Origin of the sequence: Desertivibrio insolitus, assembly GCF_017355965.1 — a bacterium.
Taxonomy (GTDB): domain Bacteria; phylum Actinomycetota; class Actinomycetes; order Actinomycetales; family Microbacteriaceae; genus JAFIQW01.
On sequence record NZ_JAFIQW010000003.1, the window covers coordinates 107088 to 124053 of the forward strand.

Here is a 16966-nt window from a genome sequence, read left to right on the forward strand (position 1 = left end):
GATCGTCCCTTCTGCCTTCCACGACCACCGGACGCACCGAGGAGGACGCGATGGTCTCGCTCGACGGCATCGCGAGCGGTCTCGACACGACCGCGCTGATCGACTCGCTCATGGCGGTCGAGGCGATTCCGCGCACGATCCTCACCAACAAGGTGAGCTCGACGCAGACGCTCATCTCCGCGCTGCAGACCCTCAACACCCGCGTCGCATCCGTCACGACGACCGCCGAGAACCTCGCGAAGGCCGGCTCCCTCGCGCTCACCAAGGGCACCTCGACGGATGACTCGATCGCCGTCGCCACGAAGCAGGGAGCCGCGCCGGGCTCGATGGCGATCACCGTCGACGCCGTCGCCGCACGCCAGGTCAGCGTCTCGAAGTCAATGACCTCTTGGGGCGGTGATTCGACACTCGACATCACCCGCGGCGGCACCACCCAGACCATCGCCCTCGATCCGACCAGCATCGACAGCGTCGTCAAGAGCATCAACGACAGCGCCACCGCCGGCATCACCGCATTGAAGGTCCGCAGCGGCACCGCGGCCGACGGCACCGCTCAATACCGGATCCAGCTCTCGAGCAAGGACACGGGCGCGGCCGCCACCTTCACCACGAGCCTCGATACCGACCTCGTAACTGCCGCCTCGGACGCGCAGCTCACCCTTTGGGCCGACTCACCCGACCCCGCCGTAAGAACGACGATTACGTCGTCGACCAACACCTTCGCCGAGGTCCTCCCGAACGTCGACATCACGGTGAGCAAGAAGACCACCGCCGCCGCGACGATCGCAGTCAGCTCCGACGTCGACGCGCAGACCGCGGCAGCGAAGAAGCTCGTCGACGACATCAACTCCGTCTTCTCGCTCATCACAGCGAACAGCACCGTCACGTCGACGACGTCGTCGACCGGCGCGAGCTCGACCAAGGCCGGCATCTTCACCGGCGACAGCACGGCGCGGTCAGTGCGCACGGGACTCACCGAGGCGATCTCTTACCCGGTGAACGACCGGTCGCCGAGTGAGATCGGCATCGAACTGCAGCGCGACGGCACCATCAAGTTCGACGACGCCGCCTTCAAGGAGGCGCTCGCGAAGGACCCCGCCGCGGTTCAGAGCACGCTCTCGGCGATCGCTGCACGCGTGCAGAAGGTGGGCGATGCCGCCTCCGACAAGTTCGACGGCACCATCACCGGCCGCATCACGGGGCAGCAGAACCTCGTGAAGTCCCTCGGCGACCAGGTGCTGAGCTGGGACGACCGCCTCGCGTCCCGTCGCAGCACCCTCGAACGCACCTACGCCCAGCTCGAGGTGCAGCTCAGCAACCTCCAGTCCCAGCAGACCTGGCTCCAGGGCCAGCTCGCGACCCTCGGTACGAACAACACCGGAGCCAAGAAGTGATCACCTCCCCCGTCGCCGCCCGCCGCGCTATAACCGAGGCCGCCGTGCTCTCCGCGAGCCCCGGCCGCCTGCTCGTCATGCTGTACGACCGGCTCCTCCTCGACCTAGCCCGCGCCGAGCAGGGCCAGCAGCGCGCCGACTGGGAGACCGCCCGCGTCAACCTGCTGCACGCCCAGGCGATAGTGGCCGAGCTTCAGTCCTCGCTCGACGTCACGAAGTGGGACGGCGCGAAGGACCTTCTGGCCATCTACGGCTACGTGTCGCAGGCGCTGATCTCCGCGAACATCGACCGCGACATTGAGCGCACGCGCGAGAGCATCCGCCTGCTCGAACCGCTGCGCGAGGCGTGGACGCAGGCCCTCGAACAGTCCGTGGCTCCCGTGGCAGTCGCCCGGGTCGGCTGATGACCGAGGCGGAGCGCCGCGACGCGTGGCTCGACGTGCTCGCGGAGCTCGAGACCGCCGCGGAACAGTACGCGGAGTCGACGCAGCCGTGGCAGCCACCGCAGGGCCTCGGGCGGCCACCGGCCGACCTGCTGGCACGCATGCACGAGGTGCGCGACCACCTCGCCGCAGCCATCCGGCGCACGAGCGACGAGCGCGCCGCGGTCGCGCAGCACCTCGCGACGGTGCGCTCCGCGTCATCCGGCGACACCTCTCCTCGCTACCTCGACATCCAGGGCTGAGTCTCACCTAACAGCGCTCGCGCACCTGCCGATAAGACACGACGAGCCACGGATGGCTCCACCTTCCCCAGGCCACGGACGGGCCCGCTCGGCGACGAGGAGACCATCCGCGTGCTGTCATCCGTGACCACCACCGCGCTCACGAGCGCCCTCGACGCGCTCGCGCAGCGCCAGCGGGCGATCGCGCAGAACATCGCGAACGTCAACACCCCCGGCTACCAGGCCCAGCGGGTGACGTTCGAGGATGCCCTCACGGCCTCGGTCGAGGCGGGAGACGGTCGCGCCGCCGCCAGCACCGCCCGTTCGCTCGAGCCCACGCGCCTCGACGGCAACAACGTCAACCTCGACACCGAGACGCTGTCGAACATCGACACGGTGCTGCGCTACCAGTTCGCGAGCACCGCGGTCGGCTTCGAGTTCTCCACCGTCCGCTCGGCGCTGAGGACGAACTGATGACCTTCGACGCGATCGGCATCGCCGGCAGCGCCCTCACCGTGCACCGCAAGTGGCTCGACGCCGTCTCCGACAACCTCGCGAACATGAACACCGCGACGAGCACGAACGAGGACGCGTTCCAGGCGCGCTACATCGTCGCGCAGGCGGGCGAGGGCACCTCCGGCGTGCACGTCGCCGGTGCCGCGTACGGCGACGCCGAGGGCCGGCTCGTCTACGAACCCGACCACCCGCTCGCCGACGAGGACGGCATGGTGCGCTACCCCGACATCGACATGTCGGAGCAGATGGGCGCCCTGATCATGGCCCAACGCGGCTACCAGGCCAACGCCGCCGTCGTCGACCGCGCTCGCGAGACCTACCTCGCCGCCCTGCAGATCGGACGCAGCTGATGACCTTCTCGATCGGCGCCATCGACGGGGCGTTCGCCGCCCCGTCGATCACCCGGCCTGCCGCGCCCAGCACCTCCGGCTCCGACTTCGCCGCGACCCTCGCCCAGGCCGTCGACGGCGTGCAGGGCCAGCTCGGCACCGCCGACAGCCTCGCCGTCGCTGCCGTGACCGGCGACCTGAGCGACATCCACGACGCCACGATCGCCGCCACGCGCGCGCAGGTCTCGCTCGAACTCATCTCGACCCTGCGCAACAAGGGCGTCGACGCGTTCAACGAGATCATGAGGATGCAGGCCTGATGCCGGCTGTCGTCACCGGCACCTGGGCGAAGTTCCTCGCCGCCGTTCGCTCGTTCTCGCTCGCCCAGAAGGTGCTCGCCGTGCTCGGCGCCGGCCTCCTCGTCGCGGCCGTCGTCGCCCTTTCCGCCTGGCTCACCGCGCCGAAGCTCGTGCCCCTCTTCTCCGGTGTCAGCGGGTCGGATGCCAGCGCGATCGTCGAGCAGCTGCGCGCGAACGGCGTCGAGTACCAGCTGTCCGACGGCGGGTCGACGATCCTCGTGCCCGAGGCATCCGTCTATGACCAGCGCATGGAGGCGGCGGCCGCGGGCCTGCCCTCCGACCAGTCCGACGGCTACTCCCTCCTCGACGACATGGGCGTCACGAGCTCGGAGTTCCAGCAGAACGTCACCTACCAGCGCGCGATCGAGGGCGAGCTCGCCAAGACCATCGAGGCGATCAAGGGCGTCGACACCGCGTCGGTGAAGCTCGCGATCCCCGAGGAGACGGTGTTCGCCGAGCAGACGACGCCTCCGACGGCATCCGTCTTCGTCGCGACGAGCGGCTCCGGCCTCTCGTCGGAGCAGGTGCAAGCCGTCACCAATCTCGTCTCGGCGAGTGTCGACGGACTGGCGCCCGAGAACGTCGCGATCACCGACTCGGCGGGCCGCGTGCTCTCCGCCGTCGGCGTCGGCGCGACCGGCGGCTCCGACCAGCAGCTCGCCGACTACCAGGCGCAGACCCAGGCCTCCGTTCAGGCGATGCTCGACGAGGTCGTCGGCGCGGGCAACGCGACCGTCGTCGTGTCGGCGACCCCGACCATGCAGTCCGGTCAGCGCACGACGGAGTCGTACGAGGTGCCGGCGGATGCCCCGGCGCTGAGTGAATCGACCGACACCGAGAGCTACACCGGCTCGGGCGCCGGCACCGGCGCGGGCGTGCTCGGCCCTGACAACATCGCCGTGCCCGAGGGCGGCACCGGCGACGGCACCTACACGTCGGAGTCGACCACCCGGAACAACGCGGTCGACAAGGTCACCGAGGTCATGACGATCCCGGCCGGCGAGATCACCCGCCAGACGGTCTCCGTGGCGATCAACTCCGACGCGGTCGGCATGGTCGACGTCGCCGGCATCGAGTCGCTCGTCGCCGCCGCGGCGGGCGTCAACATCGGCCGCGGCGACGTCGTCACGGTGCAGGCGATGCCGTTCAGCACGGCCGCCGCCGACACCGCCGCCGAGGCCCTCCGCGACGCCGCCGCCCAGGAGGAGGCCGACCGCATCGCCGGGCTCATCCGCACCGCGATCATCGCGATCGCCGTCGTGCTCGTCCTCGCGATCGGCGCGCTCATCCTCGTCCGCCGCAGCCGCCGCATCGCCGACCGCGAGCCGCTCGACCTCGGCGAGCTCGCCGTGATGCGCGAGGCCGTGGAGCAGCAGACCGCCCCGACCGTGCAGCTCCGCGCGGCGGCCGAGCCGAGCCCGCTCGAGATGCTCGACAACCCGCCGAGCCCGAGCGACCGCGCTCGCTCCGAGATCGCGTCGATGGCCGTCCGCGACCCCGACCGCACGGCCGAGCTCCTCCGCAGTCTCATGGAGGAGCGCAGCAACCGATGAGCCCCCAGCGCGATCTGACCGGCGTCCAGAAGGCCGCCATCGTCCTCATGCAGCTCGAGCAGGAGCGGGCGGCGGCGGTGCTGCAGCGCCTCGACGAGCTCGAGGCCGAGGAGATCGCCGCCGAAGTCGTGCGGCTGCGCCGCGTCGACAGCGACCTCGCGGCGACCGCCCTCGAGGAGTTCCAGCGACTCACGGTCGAGGGCCCGTCGCAGACGCGCGGCGGTCACGAGGTCGCCACGGCGCTGCTCGAGGCGACCTTCGGCACCGAGAAGGCCGCCGGCGTCATGGAAAAGGTTGCGACGTCGGTCGCCGGCGCCTCCTTCGAGTTCCTCGCCGACGTCGAGCCGCCGAAGCTCGTGCTGCTGCTCGACGGCGAGCTGCCCGCGACCATCGCGCTCGTGCTCGCCCAGCTGCCGGCTACCACCGGGTCGGTCGTCATCTCCGGGCTGAAGCCGTCCGACCGGGTCGGCGTCGCCCGCGCGATGGCGACCATGGGCACCCCCACGCCCGAGGCGGCGTCGATCGTCGCCGACGTGCTCAAGGACCGGCTGCGCGCCACCGTCGCCGCCGCGCCCAACGACGAGCAGATCGGCGGCATCGCTCCGCTCGTCGAGATCATCAACCGCTCCGACGTCGCCCTCGAGAAATCGCTGCTCGAGGACATCGAGGCGCTCGACCCCACCCTCGCGGCCGCCATCCGCGCCCAGCTGCTCTCCTTCGACGACATCCTGTTCCTCGCTCCGCGCGACGTGCAGAAGGTGCTGCGCGGGATCGAGCCCGCGGGCCTCGCCGCCGCGATGTCCGGCGCGGACGAGCGCATCGTCGAACTGATCACCGCGAACATCTCCGGACGCAACCGGGAGCTGCTCGCCGAGGAGATCGAGCTGCTCGGCACGCCGAAGCAGTCCGCCGTCGAGGAGGCCCGCGCCGTCATCGTCCGCTCGATGCGCGAGCTGCACGCCGAAGGCTCGATCGAGGTCGACCGGGACGGAGGCGGCTCGGATGTCGACTGACGCCTTCGCCGCTATCGAGTTCCCCGCCGTGAACTCGCGGTCGGCCTCGACGGAGCGCGGCTTCGCCGCGGGCTACGCGGAGGGACTCCGCCGGGCCGCCTCCGAACTCGACGCCCGCACGCGCGCGCTCGACGCCGCGCATGCCGCGCGCCACGCGGCCCTGGAGACGCGGATGCAGCAGCAGCTCGCCGCCCTCGAGGCCGCGACCGCCGCGATCTCCCGCGCCACCGTGCCCGCGCTCGAAGAGGTCGTCGACGCCCTCGCTGACGGAGCCGGTCGCCTCACCGAGGCGATCCTCGGGCACCGGCTCACCGAGCCCGAGGCCGCTGCCCGCGCCGCCCTCGACCGGGTGCTGCCCGACCGCGACTTCAGCGTGCGCCTCGAGATCGCACTGCATCCCGCTGACCTCGCGCTCATCGACAGGAGCGCCATCGAGGCACTCGGTCACAGCGTCCAGCCCGACCCGGCGCTCGAGCGCGGCGACGCGGTCGCGCGTTTCCCGGGCGGGTTCCTCGACGCCCGGGTGCGCACCGCACTCGACGCCGCTCTCGCGGCCCTCCGTGAGCAGCCCGCGCCGGCCGCGGCCCTCGACGAAGAGGAGGTGGCCGCGTGAGCATCGCCCTCCTCGACCGCCGCCTCGACGCGGCCGTCCGCGCCGCCCGCCCCCGCCGTGTCGGCACCGTCGCGGCCGTCGTCGGACTCGGCATCGAGGTGACCGGTCTCGACGGCGCCATCGGCGACCTCGTCGCGGTCGGCACCGCCGGTACTCCCGCCGAGGTCGTCGCGCTCACGCAGGACCGCCTGCGCTGCATGCCCCTCGGCCGGCTCGACGGCCTGCGCGTCGGCGACCCCGCCGTGCTCGGCACCCCGCCGCGGGTGCCGGTCGGCCCGCGCCTCCTGGGCCGCGTCATCGACGGCCTCGGCCGCCCGATCGACGGACTCGGTCCGCTCGGCGCCGACGAGATCGACTTCGCGGGCGAGCCCCCGAACGCGCTCGACCGGGCCCGCATCGACACCCCGCTGCACACTGGCGTTCGCGTGCTCGACACCCTCACCCCGATCGGACGTGGTCAGCGAATCGGCCTCTTCGCCGGCTCGGGCGTCGGCAAGTCGTCCCTGCTCTCGATGGTGGCCCGCGGCACGGAGGCCGAGATCTCCGTCATCGCGCTCATCGGCGAGCGCGGTCGCGAGGTGCGCGAGTTCATCGAGGACGACCTCGGGCCCGAGGGTCTCGCGCGCTCGATCGTCGTCGTCTCCACCTCCGACGAGCCGGCCGTGGTGCGCCTGCGGGCGGCGCAGCTCGCCACCCGCATCGCAGAGTCCTTCCGCGACGCGGGCGGTCACGTCGTGCTCATGATGGACTCCCTCACCCGCGTCGCGATGGCGCAGCGCGAGGTCGGCCTCTCCGTCGGCGAGCCGCCCGCCACCCGCGGGTATCCGCCCTCGACGTTCGCCGTGCTCGCGCGTCTGCTCGAGCGCGCCGGCACCGCCCGCACCGGCTCGATCACCGGCATCTACACGGTGCTCGTCGACGGCGACGACCACAACGAGCCGATCGCGGATGCCGCCCGCTCGATCCTCGACGGGCACGTCGTGCTCGACCGCAAGCTCGCCGTCGCCGGTCACTTCCCGGCCGTCGACGCGCTCGCGTCGGTCTCGCGCCTCGCGAGCAAGGTCACCTCCCGCGAGCGCCTCGCGCAGGTCACGGCCGTCCGTTCCGCCCTTGCCGCCCGCGACGGGGTGAAGGACCTGCTCGACATCGGCGCCTACCATCCCGGCTCGAACCCGCTCGTCGACCGCGCCCTCGCGAACGCCGACGCGATCGACGCCCTCCTCCGTCAGCGGATGGACGAGCCCGCCCCCGCCGCTGCGGCCTGGGCTCAGCTCGCCGCCCTCGCCGCCCGGTTGGAGGTCGCCGCATGAGCGCCCGACAGTTCCCGCTCGCGGGCCTCCTGCGGCTGCGCCAGATCCGTGAGGACGAGGCCCGCGCGACGCTCGAGGGTGCGGTGCGCCGTTCCCGCGAGACCTCCGCGAGGCGCCTCAAGGTGCGCGACGGCCTGCGCGAGAGCTTCGTTGACGTCACGGATGCCGCGGCGCTCAGCGCCGTCGCCGCCGGCCGAGCCACCGCGGGCAACATGCTCGCCGCACTCGACGAGCTGCAGCAGGCGGAGAGCGCTCGACTGGCTGAGGCCTCGAACGGCTATACCGCCGCGCGCGCCCGGACCGCCGCGCTCGAGAAGCTCGCGACGCGGCACGCCGAGCACCTCCGCGCCGAGGACGAGCGCCGTGAACAGCTCGAGCTCGACGAGTTCGCCCTTCGCCGGCCCCGCAGGGAGGATCAGCCGTGAGCGTCGCCGACATCGCAGCCCGCATGAACGAGCTCGCCGCACGCTTCAGCGCCACCCCGAGCACGAGTGGTGCGGCGTCGGCCGCCTCAGCGGCATCCGCCACCGAGTTCGCCTCCGTGCTCTCGGCTGCCGGCGTCGAGGACACCAACTCGCTGCTCCCAACGACCGGCGAGGCCACGGGCAGCGCCGTGGTCGCCGCCGCGAAGCAGTACCTCGGCGTTCCGTACGTCTTCGGCGGCACCACCCGCGAGGGCATGGACTGCTCCGGCCTCGTGCAGCGCGTGTTCGCCGACCTCGGCATCGACGTGCCACGCCTCGTCTCGGGGCAGGGCGCGCTCGGGCAGGAGATCCCCTCGCTCGCCGAGGCGAAGCCCGGCGACCTCGTCGTCGCCGACGACAACAGCCACATCGGCATCTACGTGGGCGACGGCAAGATGCTGCACGCTCCGCGCGCCGGCAAGGACGTGCAGATCGCCGACCTGTGGTGGAACGAGAACGAGATGACGATCCGCCGCCTCGTCCCCGCGGAGGCCGGCGCGACCGCACCGGCCGCCGCCTCGCAGGCCGACATCGCCGCCGCGCTCCGCTCGACGATGCTCGGCACCCTGTCGGGAGCGGGCCGATGAGGGTCGGGGCGGACGCCGCCCTGCCCCTCGTGACTCCCGCCGCGGGTTCGGCGACGGCGACATCGTCGCTCGAGGGCACGTTCGACGCGCTGCTCAGCACGCTCACCGACGCCCTCGCCGCACCGGCGCCTGCCGACGGCGCTCCCGCGCTCGCCGCCGGCGCCGCCGGGGCGGACGAGCTGGGAACGGATGCCTCGGCGCCCGCGCCGCTCCTGCCCATGCTGCCGCTCGGCATGACGCCGCCCGCTCCGCCGGTGGCAAGCGTTGCGCCCGCTCTGAGCACCGTCACCGACTCCGAGGCGACCCCGACCGAGGCACCCGACTCACCGGCAGCGGTGGCGCCCGCCTCGAACGAGCTCTCGCTGCCGGATGTCGCGGTGCCGGACGCGCAGGCAGCCTCCACGCCTGCCCCCTCGGCGGTACCGGCCGTGACGACGTCGGAGCCCGCCCCCTCCGTTGCCGCCGCCGTGCCGGCCACTGCGGCCACCAACCCCGCGCCGGCGGCCGTCGCACCGGCCCCCGAAGCGGCGACGACACCGTCCATCGCGGTCTCGGCTCCGTCCCCGGCGGTCGCTCCGCGCGCCGTGGCGAGCACCCGGGTCGCCGACGCTCCCGTCGAGCCCGCGCAACCGCAGGCGACGACCGCCCCCAGCGCACTGCCCGCGACGCCCGCACCGGCTGCGCCGGCCTCCGCCGCCTCGGTGGCGCCGCCGGCCCCCGTCGCACCCGCTGCGCCGGCCCCGACCCTCGCGACGCAACTCACCGGGCCAGTCGCCGCGGTCATCACGCAGGGCGACGGCGACCACGTCATCACGGTGCGGGTCGCCCCGGACGACCTCGGCCCGGTCACGGTGCGCGCGCATGTCGCGGGCGATCAGCTGCGCGTCGAGCTCTACGCGCCCACGGACGCCGGGCGCGACGCGCTCCGCTCGGTGCTCGGCGACCTCCGGCGCGACCTGGCGGTAGCGAGCGGCTCCGCGACCCTCGACCTGTCCGCGCACGACGGCCCCGGCCAGGACGCGGCCCGCCAGGACGCCGCCCGGCAGGACACTGCACGTCAGGACGGCGCAGGCGGCCAGAACGGCCGCGGCGGCGGCGCGCACGACGACCGGCGCGGGAACGCCGCACCGCCGCCGCGCGACCCGGCGGCCACCTCGACCACGACGGGCGCCGCGCTGCCGGCATCCGTTCCCCCGACCAGCCCGGCGATCGCCGGCCTCGACCTCTACGCCTAGGAGCGCCATGACCTCGTCGATCGACGGCCTCGCCGGTTCGTCCCTCTACACGCAGGGCACGAGCAGGACCGCGCCCAAGCAGACCATGGACAGCGAGGTGTTCCTGCAGCTGCTCGTCACCCAGCTGCGCAGCCAGGACCCGAGCTCGCCCATGGACACCAACCAGATGATCTCCCAGACGACGCAGCTCGCTCAGATGGAGCAGATCACGAAGCTCACCTCGCTGAACGAGGAGAACTTCTCGCTGCAGATGCGCATCGCCGCCTCCGGGCTCGTCGGCAAGACCGTCAGCTACCTCGACGCCGACGGCAAGGCCGTGACCGGCACCGCCAGCTCGGTCGACTTCGCCGACTCGGTGCCGATGGTCAAGGTCGGCGACGCCACCGTCCGCCTCGACGCCGTCAGCGCGATCACCGCCTGACCCCAGACCCCCACACCTCTTCCGTCCTCACCGAAAGGCAGCCGCCATGCTCCGCTCCCTCTACTCCGGCATCTCGGGCCTCCGTGCCCACCAGACGATGCTCGACGTGACCGGCAACAACATCGCCAACGTCAACACGACCGCCTTCAAGTCCTCCTCCACACAGTTCCAGGACACGCTGTCGCAGGTGGTGCAGGGCGCCGGCGGCGCCCAGGCCGAGGTCGGCGGCACGAACCCCGCACAGATCGGTCTCGGCGTGCAGGTCGCCGGTATCTCCACGAACTTCACCCAGGGCGCGACGCAGTCGACCGGCCGTGCGACCGACCTGATGATCGCGGGCGACGGCTTCTTCATCGTCAACGCGGGCGGCGAGACGCTGTACACGCGCGCCGGCTCGTTCGACTTCGATACCGCGGGCCGCCTCGTCACTCCCGACGGCGCGATCGTGCAGGGGTGGCAGTCGGTGAATGGGCAGCTCAACGAGGGCGGCGTGCTCGGCCCGATCACCCTGCCGACGGATGCCGTGAGCGCGCCGACCCCGACCACCGGCGCGACCGTCACGGGCAACCTGCCCTCGGACGCCCCCAACGGCACCGAGCTCGTGCGCGACATCGTCACGTACGACGCCAGCGGCGCGGAGCGCACCCTCTCCGTCAGCTTCTCGCGCGACGCCAACGGCGTCTGGAGCGCCGCGGCGGAGGACGCGAACGGCACCACGCAGACTACGAACATCACATTCGTGGACGGACGCGTAACCGGCGGCGGAGCCCTGACGGTCGACGGCATCGCTGTCGACCTCAGCGGCGTAACCAACTGGAGCGGCCCCGCAAGCGTGAGCATCTCCGACCAGAACGGCAGCCCCTCCGGCACCCTCACCAGCTGGAGCCTCGGCAAGGACGGCATCCTCACCGGCAGCTTCTCCAACGGCGACAAGGTGCCGCTCGCCCGCATCGCGCTCGCGAACTTCGTCAACCCCGGCGGCCTGGAGAAGACCGGCAGCTCGGCCTACCGTCCCACCGTCAACTCGGGCGACGCGACGGTCGGCGCTCCCGGCCAGGGCGGCACCGGCGCGCTCGTCGCGGGTGCGCTCGAGATGTCGAACGTCGACCTCTCCGCCGAGTTCACGAACCTGATCGTCGCGCAGCGCGGCTTCCAGGCGAACGCCCGCATCATCACGACCTCCGACGAGGTGCTGCAGGAGCTGACGAGCCTCAAGCGCTGACGCCGAAGCATCCGGAAGCGCCCGTCGACCACGTGTCGGCGGGCGCTTCGTCGTTCCGGGTAAGCCGCTCGCATGCCCCATCCGTGACCCCCGAGCGGGGATGCCACGCGGCGTGTCGAAGAAAAATCTGCGGCCTCACTAACGGATGCCACACGGCGGCCGACAGTGCAGCAAGTACCAGCGCCATGAATCCAGGGAAGGAGGCGCGGCACGGTGATTGTGGTGACCCGTCTTAACGACAGCCGGTTCGCAGTGAACCCCGATCTGATCGAGCGGATCCACGCCAGTCCCGACACCACTCTGGTGACGGTCGACGGCTCCAGCTACATCATTGCGGAGTCCATGAGCGACGTGATCGACATGATCGCCGACTACCGCGCCCGGGTGCTCGCCCGCGCCCAGGACATGCGCTCCAGCGGCCAGTACGGCGTCGTGCGCGAACTCGCCCCCGTGACCGAGCCCGGCGTCGTCCCGATCAGGAGGACGTGATGGACCTCGGCGTCATTCTCGGCATCGTCATCGCCTTCGTCGCGATGATCGCGATGATCTTCCTCGAGGGCGGCGACCCCACGTCGCTGATCCTCGTCCCCCCGATGGTGCTCGTCTTCGGCGCCACGATCGGCGTCTCGATGGCGTCGACCACGCTTGGCGACACCATCCGTGCCTTCAAGGCACTGCCCCGCGCGATCATGGGCAAGGTGCCGAAGCCGGGCGAGGTCATCGACCAGCTCGTCGGCCTCGCCGACACCGCCCGCCGCGACGGCCTGCTCGCACTCGAGAAGGAAGCCGAGAAGGTCGACGACCCGTTCGTCAAGCTCGCGCTGCAGAACATCGCCGACGGCACAGACCCCGAGGAACTCCGGATCATGCTCGAGGACGTCGTCGACACGACGACCCGGCAGAACAAGAGCGCCGCGAAGTTCTTCAACTCGATGGGCGGCTACGCGCCGACCGTCGGCATCGTCGGCACGGTCATCTCGCTCACCCACGTGCTGGAGAACCTCTCCGACCCGTCGTCCCTCGGCCACTCGATCGCCGCCGCGTTCGTCGCGACCTTCTGGGGTCTCGTCACCGCCAACTTCTTCTGGCTGCCGCTCGGCGGCCGCCTCACCAAGCTCGCCGAGCTCGACGCCGAGCGGATGACGCTCATCATGGAGGGCGCCCTCGCGGTGCAGTCGGGCGGCCAGCCCCGCATCGTCGGAGAACGCCTCCGCGCGATGGTGCCGGCGCACGCGCTGCCGGAGGCGGCCTGATGTCCAAGCCCTCCCGGCGCAAGCGCGAGGAGCACGAGGAGCACGAGAACCACGAGCGCTGGGCCGTCTCCTACATGGACATGGTCACGGTGCTCATGTGTCTCTTCATCGTGCTGTTCGCGATGGCGACGATCGACCAGGAGAAGTACGAGGAGCTCAAGAACTCTCTCGCCACCGGCTTCGGTCAGGAGCCGTCGGAGTCGACCGACATGTCCGAAGGCGTCGTGGTGCCCGAGGAGATGCTCGACGAGGAGGGCCAGGGCTTCTTCGCCACCGAGAACGCGGCACAGGCCGAACTCAACGAGCTCGAGGCGCTGCGCAGCCGCATCGCCGCGAAGCTCGCCGAGCTCGGGCTCACGGATGCCGTCGAGTTCACCCTCGACGAGCGCGGCCTCGGCATCCGCCTGGTCGGCACGCAGACGTTCTTCGCGAGCGACAGCGCCGAGCTGACCGACCTCGCGCAGCAGGCGCTCGACGTGATCGGCCCGGAGATCGCGACCACCGACAACCAGATCTCGGTCGAGGGCCACGCCGACCTGCGCCAGACCGGCCAGTACGCCGACAACTGGGAGCTGTCGTCCGCCCGCGCCACGAGCGTGCTGCGGCGCCTCGTCGAGGTGAGCCACATCGTGCCCGAGCACATCGGCGCCACCGGCTACGGCGATGCCCGCCCCATCGCGAGCGGCACGAGCCCCGAAGAACTCGCCGCCAACCGGCGCGTGGACGTCGTCGTCATCCGCGACGTCAAGGCGCAGGAGGAGGCGGCACCCGAGAAGCCCGCGGAGGCGGAGCCGGCGCACGACAAGGAGGTGGACGACCACTCGGATGCCGAGCCGGCTTCGACCGGACACTGATCCACCCCCGAACGGGGGACTGAACACCGACTAACCGGCCCTGCGGGTCGGTCGATAGTGCGTGCCGTGGGACAGGTGGGCACTATCGCGGCGACCCCTCCCCACGTCGAGCCCGTCGACTTCCGCCGGCCGGCCGTGCTCACCCGCGACCAGACCCGCCTGCTCGAGGCCGGCTTCGACACGTTCGCCCGCCAGTGGAGCACGCAGCTCACCGCCAAGCTTCGCGTCGTCGCGCAGGTCGAGACCACCGGCGTCGTCGTGCAGACCTACAGCGCGTACGCGTCGGTGCTGCCCGAGACCACCCTCATGGCCGTCTGCACCTTCGGCGACGGCGCCCGCGCCGTGCTGCAGCTCCCCCTCTCCGCCGCGCTCGCCTGGGTCAACCAGATGCTCGGCGGCGGCCTGCTCGCGGATGCCCCGGAGCGCGAGCTCACGACCGTCGAGGAGGCGATCATCCGGCGGGTGCTCGCCGACGCTCTCGAGGACGTGCGCTACTCCTTCGGCGGACTCCTCGTGGACGACCTGCGCCTGGAGTCGCTGCAGTACAAGGCCCAGGTCGCCCAGGCCGCTCCTACGACCGAGCTCATGGTCGTCGCGTGGGTCGAGTTCTCCGCCGGCGGCCACGTGTGGTTCGGCACCTTCGCGATCCCGACCGACCGGATCCTCCCCCAGCTCGGCGGGGTGCGCCGCCTGGCCCCTCAAAACGTGACCGAGCTGCTGCAGCGCGCCGTCGCCGAGGTGCCCGTCGAGGTCGGCCTCCGCCTCGCGCCCGTCACCGTCACCTCCGACGCCGTGCTCGGCCTCAGCGTCGGCGACCTGCTCCCCCTCCCCCATCCGCGTCGCCGCGCGCTCGAGCTGACCGTCGAGGGCGAACCCCTCGGCCGCGCGGCGCTCGGCAGCAACGGCGCCCGTCTCGCCTGCGTCGTCGTCTCCGCAGAGGAAGGATCCCGATGACCTCCACCTTCACGATCGAGGAGAACGTCGCCGCCACGATCGCGGCCGCCGTGCCGAACGTCGTCGCCGTGACCGCCGTCCCCACCACCGACCGCCCGGGGCCGGGCGTCTCCGCCGTGCGCGGCACCTGGGTCGGCGCCCGCTCGGCCGAGCTCGCGATCGCCCTCACCGACGCGGCGTCCCTGCTCGCGGTCGACGCCGCGCTCGGCGAGCAGCTCTCCCTCGTCGACGTGCTCCGCTCCTCGCTCGACGCGGCCGGCGCCGTGCTCGGCACCGGCGTGCTGAGCGACGCCCGCGAGGAGCCCGCCTCCCTCGTCTTCGACGCCCGCGGCACCGCGGTCTACGCCCTCACCACGACGCAGGGCCTGTTCGGCTGGTGCGCCGTGCGTCTCGCCGAGGACAACGCGACCGCCGTGCCCGTGCCGCCGATCGGCGAGGTCGCCTCCCGCCTCGGCCGCATCCGTGACGTCGAGATGACGCTCACGGTCGAGGTCGGGCGCACCCGGATGCCGGTGCGCAGCGTGCTCGGGCTCGAGCCCGGCGCCGTCGTCGAGCTCGACCGCTCGGTCGGGTCCCCCGCCGACATCCTCCTCAACGGCCGGCTGATCGCCCACGGCGAGATCGTCGTCGTCGACCAGGACTACGCCGTGCGCATCACCGAGATCCTCGACGTCACCGAGGGCACGGACTGAGCGTGGACGGCGACTCCGGCCTGGCGCTGCTGCGCGTACTCGTCTCGCTCGGCGTGATCGTCGCCGTGCTGCTGTACGCGAAGAAGCGCCTGGGCAAGGGAGGTCGCCCCCGCGCGCAGCACCGCGCCGTCACAGTCATCGGGCGTCAGGCGCTCGGCGGCAAGGCATCCGTCGCCGTCGTCGAGGCCGAGGGCCGCCGCTACCTGCTCGGCGTCACCGAGCACCAGGTCACCCTGCTCGAGGCCGTCGACGCGCCCGTGCCCGACTTCGCCACCGAACTCGCGGATGCCGCGCGCGTCACCACCCTGCCGCTGCGCCGCGACCGGATCCAGGCGCGGCACGTCGCCGAGCGTCCCCGCCGCGCGATCGCCGGCGGAGCCCGCCCGTCGCTGCTCGACCCCGCCACCTGGCAGGCCGCGGCGTCGAGCCTGCAGGGTCGCGGGTGAGGCTGCGTTCCGTCGCGGCGGTCGCGGGAGTGATCGCCGGGACGGCGGCCCTCGTGCTGCTCGCCCCGACGGCCGCGCTGGCCCGGCCGATCGCGCCGATCGAGCCGACCGCGCCCGCGACCCCCGCCGTGCCGGACGGCGGCGTCGTGTCGGTCGAGATCAACGGACCGGACGGCGCCCCGGCATCCGCGATCCTGGTGCTGCTCGCGGTCACGCTGCTGTCGGTCGCGCCCGCGCTGCTGCTGATGATGTCGTCGTTCACGAAGATCTTCGTGGTGCTCGCGATCACCCGGAACGCGCTCTCGCTGCCGACGATCCCGCCGAATCAGGTGCTCGCGGGGCTGTCGCTCTTCCTGTCGCTGTTCATCATGGGCCCGTTCCTCACCGAGGTCTTCGACACCGCACTGCAGCCCTACCTCAACGGCGAGATCACGTTCGAGCAGGCGCTCGCACTCGGGGTCGTGCCACTGCGGCAGTTCATGCTCTCGGTGACCCGCGAGGAGGACCTCGCCCTCATGCTCCGCGCCGCCGGGCAGCCCAACCCCGCGGACTTCGCCGACGTCGACCTGTTCACCCTGATCCCGGCGTTCATGATCTCCGAGCTGCGCGCGGCCTTCATCATCGGCTTCGTCATCTTCGTGCCGTTCCTCGTGATCGACCTCGTCGTCGCCGCGGTGCTGATGTCGCTCGGCATGATGATGCTGCCGCCGGTGATGATCTCGCTGCCGTTCAAGATCCTGCTGTTCGTGCTCGTCGACGGCTGGTCGCTCATCATCACGTCGCTGATCCAGAGCTACGGAGGCGGCTGATGGACACCGGCGCGGTACTCGACATCGCCATCGACGCCCTCATGGTCGGCGCGAAGATCTCCGCCCCCGTGCTCATCACGGCACTCGTCGTCGGCTTCGCGATCTCGCTCGTGCAGTCGATCACGCAAATCCAGGAGGTGACGCTCTCGTTCGTGCCGAAGGCGCTCGCGGTCGGCGTCGCGCTGATCGTCTGCGGGCACTGGATGATCACCGAGATCGTCGACTTCACCGGCTCGATGTTCGACCGCATCCCCACCCTGCTCGGCGGCTGATCGCCG

General features: G+C 71.8%; 23 protein-coding genes. All 23 read left to right on the forward strand.

Going from position 1 to position 16966, the window contains the following annotated elements; translation table 11 throughout:
* Positions 1-50: 50 nt before the first annotated feature.
* The 23 genes from fliD to fliQ all read left to right on the forward strand — a co-directional run bounded on the left by fliD (position 51) and on the right by fliQ (position 16960).
* Entirely contained in the window at positions 51-1394 is a 1344-nt protein-coding gene (gene fliD, locus JUB10_RS07250) for a flagellar filament capping protein FliD (RefSeq protein ID WP_207455030.1), read from the forward strand.
* Positions 1391-1798: a flagellar export chaperone FliS gene (gene fliS / locus JUB10_RS07255; RefSeq protein WP_307859137.1), complete on the forward strand. Its 408-nt coding sequence runs from the start codon at positions 1391-1393 to the stop codon at positions 1796-1798. The genes fliD and fliS overlap by 4 nt, the downstream gene beginning before the upstream one ends.
* On the forward strand, positions 1798-2079 hold the full coding sequence (locus tag JUB10_RS07260) for a hypothetical protein (protein WP_207455031.1): 282 nt from the start codon (positions 1798-1800) through the stop codon (positions 2077-2079). The genes fliS and JUB10_RS07260 overlap by 1 nt, the downstream gene beginning before the upstream one ends.
* A gap of 111 nt (positions 2080-2190) precedes the next feature.
* Complete coding sequence (flgB, locus tag JUB10_RS07265) at positions 2191-2532, forward strand: flagellar basal body rod protein FlgB (protein ID WP_207455032.1); 342 nt, start codon at positions 2191-2193, stop codon at positions 2530-2532.
* Positions 2532-2924, forward strand: coding sequence for a flagellar basal body rod protein FlgC (locus JUB10_RS07270; protein WP_207455033.1), 393 nt, complete (start codon positions 2532-2534; stop codon positions 2922-2924). The genes flgB and JUB10_RS07270 overlap by 1 nt, the downstream gene beginning before the upstream one ends.
* The gene (gene fliE, locus JUB10_RS07275; protein ID WP_207455034.1) at positions 2924-3223 is read left to right on the forward strand and encodes a flagellar hook-basal body complex protein FliE; all 300 of its coding nucleotides are present in this window, start codon (positions 2924-2926) and stop codon (positions 3221-3223) included. Before JUB10_RS07270 ends, fliE begins: the two co-directional genes overlap by 1 nt.
* Positions 3223-4815 carry a flagellar basal-body MS-ring/collar protein FliF gene (gene fliF / locus JUB10_RS07280; RefSeq protein WP_207455035.1) on the forward strand — a complete coding sequence of 531 codons (1593 nt, stop codon included), beginning with the start codon at positions 3223-3225 and terminating at the stop codon, positions 4813-4815. The genes fliE and fliF overlap by 1 nt, the downstream gene beginning before the upstream one ends.
* Complete coding sequence (locus JUB10_RS07285) at positions 4812-5828, forward strand: flagellar motor switch protein FliG (RefSeq protein WP_207455036.1); 1017 nt, start codon at positions 4812-4814, stop codon at positions 5826-5828. Before fliF ends, JUB10_RS07285 begins: the two co-directional genes overlap by 4 nt.
* On the forward strand, positions 5818-6441 hold the full coding sequence (locus JUB10_RS07290; RefSeq protein ID WP_207455037.1) for a FliH/SctL family protein: 624 nt from the start codon (positions 5818-5820) through the stop codon (positions 6439-6441). The genes JUB10_RS07285 and JUB10_RS07290 overlap by 11 nt, the downstream gene beginning before the upstream one ends.
* The gene (locus tag JUB10_RS07295; RefSeq protein ID WP_207455038.1) at positions 6438-7751 is read left to right on the forward strand and encodes a FliI/YscN family ATPase; all 1314 of its coding nucleotides are present in this window, start codon (positions 6438-6440) and stop codon (positions 7749-7751) included. Before JUB10_RS07290 ends, JUB10_RS07295 begins: the two co-directional genes overlap by 4 nt.
* Complete coding sequence (locus JUB10_RS07300) at positions 7748-8176, forward strand: flagellar FliJ family protein (RefSeq protein WP_207455039.1); 429 nt, start codon at positions 7748-7750, stop codon at positions 8174-8176. Before JUB10_RS07295 ends, JUB10_RS07300 begins: the two co-directional genes overlap by 4 nt.
* Complete coding sequence (locus JUB10_RS14870) at positions 8173-8802, forward strand: C40 family peptidase (RefSeq protein ID WP_207455040.1); 630 nt, start codon at positions 8173-8175, stop codon at positions 8800-8802. The genes JUB10_RS07300 and JUB10_RS14870 overlap by 4 nt, the downstream gene beginning before the upstream one ends.
* On the forward strand, positions 8799-10037 hold the full coding sequence (locus tag JUB10_RS07310) for a flagellar hook-length control protein FliK (protein WP_207455041.1): 1239 nt from the start codon (positions 8799-8801) through the stop codon (positions 10035-10037). Before JUB10_RS14870 ends, JUB10_RS07310 begins: the two co-directional genes overlap by 4 nt.
* 7 nt (positions 10038-10044) lie before the next feature.
* A complete protein-coding gene (locus tag JUB10_RS07315) occupies positions 10045-10458 on the forward strand; it encodes a flagellar hook assembly protein FlgD (protein ID WP_207455042.1) in 414 nt (137 codons plus the stop codon).
* A 46-nt stretch (positions 10459-10504) separates the two neighbouring features.
* Positions 10505-11680: a flagellar hook protein FlgE gene (locus JUB10_RS07320; protein ID WP_207455043.1), complete on the forward strand. Its 1176-nt coding sequence runs from the start codon at positions 10505-10507 to the stop codon at positions 11678-11680.
* Between the two features lie 222 nt (positions 11681-11902).
* The gene (locus JUB10_RS07325) at positions 11903-12169 is read left to right on the forward strand and encodes a flagellar FlbD family protein (protein ID WP_307859138.1); all 267 of its coding nucleotides are present in this window, start codon (positions 11903-11905) and stop codon (positions 12167-12169) included.
* Positions 12169-12933, forward strand: coding sequence for a motility protein A (locus tag JUB10_RS07330; RefSeq protein WP_207455045.1), 765 nt, complete (start codon positions 12169-12171; stop codon positions 12931-12933). Before JUB10_RS07325 ends, JUB10_RS07330 begins: the two co-directional genes overlap by 1 nt.
* Positions 12933-13787, forward strand: coding sequence for an OmpA/MotB family protein (locus JUB10_RS07335; RefSeq protein WP_207455046.1), 855 nt, complete (start codon positions 12933-12935; stop codon positions 13785-13787). The genes JUB10_RS07330 and JUB10_RS07335 overlap by 1 nt, the downstream gene beginning before the upstream one ends.
* Positions 13788-13853: 66 nt before the next feature.
* Positions 13854-14741 (forward strand): flagellar motor switch protein FliM, encoded by an 888-nt coding sequence (locus JUB10_RS15035; RefSeq protein WP_307859139.1) that lies wholly within the window; start codon positions 13854-13856, stop codon positions 14739-14741.
* Positions 14738-15433 (forward strand): flagellar motor switch protein FliN, encoded by a 696-nt coding sequence (fliN, locus tag JUB10_RS07345; protein WP_207455048.1) that lies wholly within the window; start codon positions 14738-14740, stop codon positions 15431-15433. Before JUB10_RS15035 ends, fliN begins: the two co-directional genes overlap by 4 nt.
* A gap of 2 nt (positions 15434-15435) precedes the next feature.
* The gene (locus JUB10_RS07350) at positions 15436-15879 is read left to right on the forward strand and encodes a FliO/MopB family protein (RefSeq protein WP_207455050.1); all 444 of its coding nucleotides are present in this window, start codon (positions 15436-15438) and stop codon (positions 15877-15879) included.
* Positions 15876-16688, forward strand: a complete 813-nt coding sequence (gene fliP / locus JUB10_RS07355) for a flagellar type III secretion system pore protein FliP (RefSeq protein WP_207455060.1) — start codon at positions 15876-15878, stop codon at positions 16686-16688. The genes JUB10_RS07350 and fliP overlap by 4 nt, the downstream gene beginning before the upstream one ends.
* The gene (fliQ, locus tag JUB10_RS07360) at positions 16688-16960 is read left to right on the forward strand and encodes a flagellar biosynthesis protein FliQ (protein WP_207455062.1); all 273 of its coding nucleotides are present in this window, start codon (positions 16688-16690) and stop codon (positions 16958-16960) included. The genes fliP and fliQ overlap by 1 nt, the downstream gene beginning before the upstream one ends.
* Positions 16961-16966 lie beyond the last annotated feature (6 nt).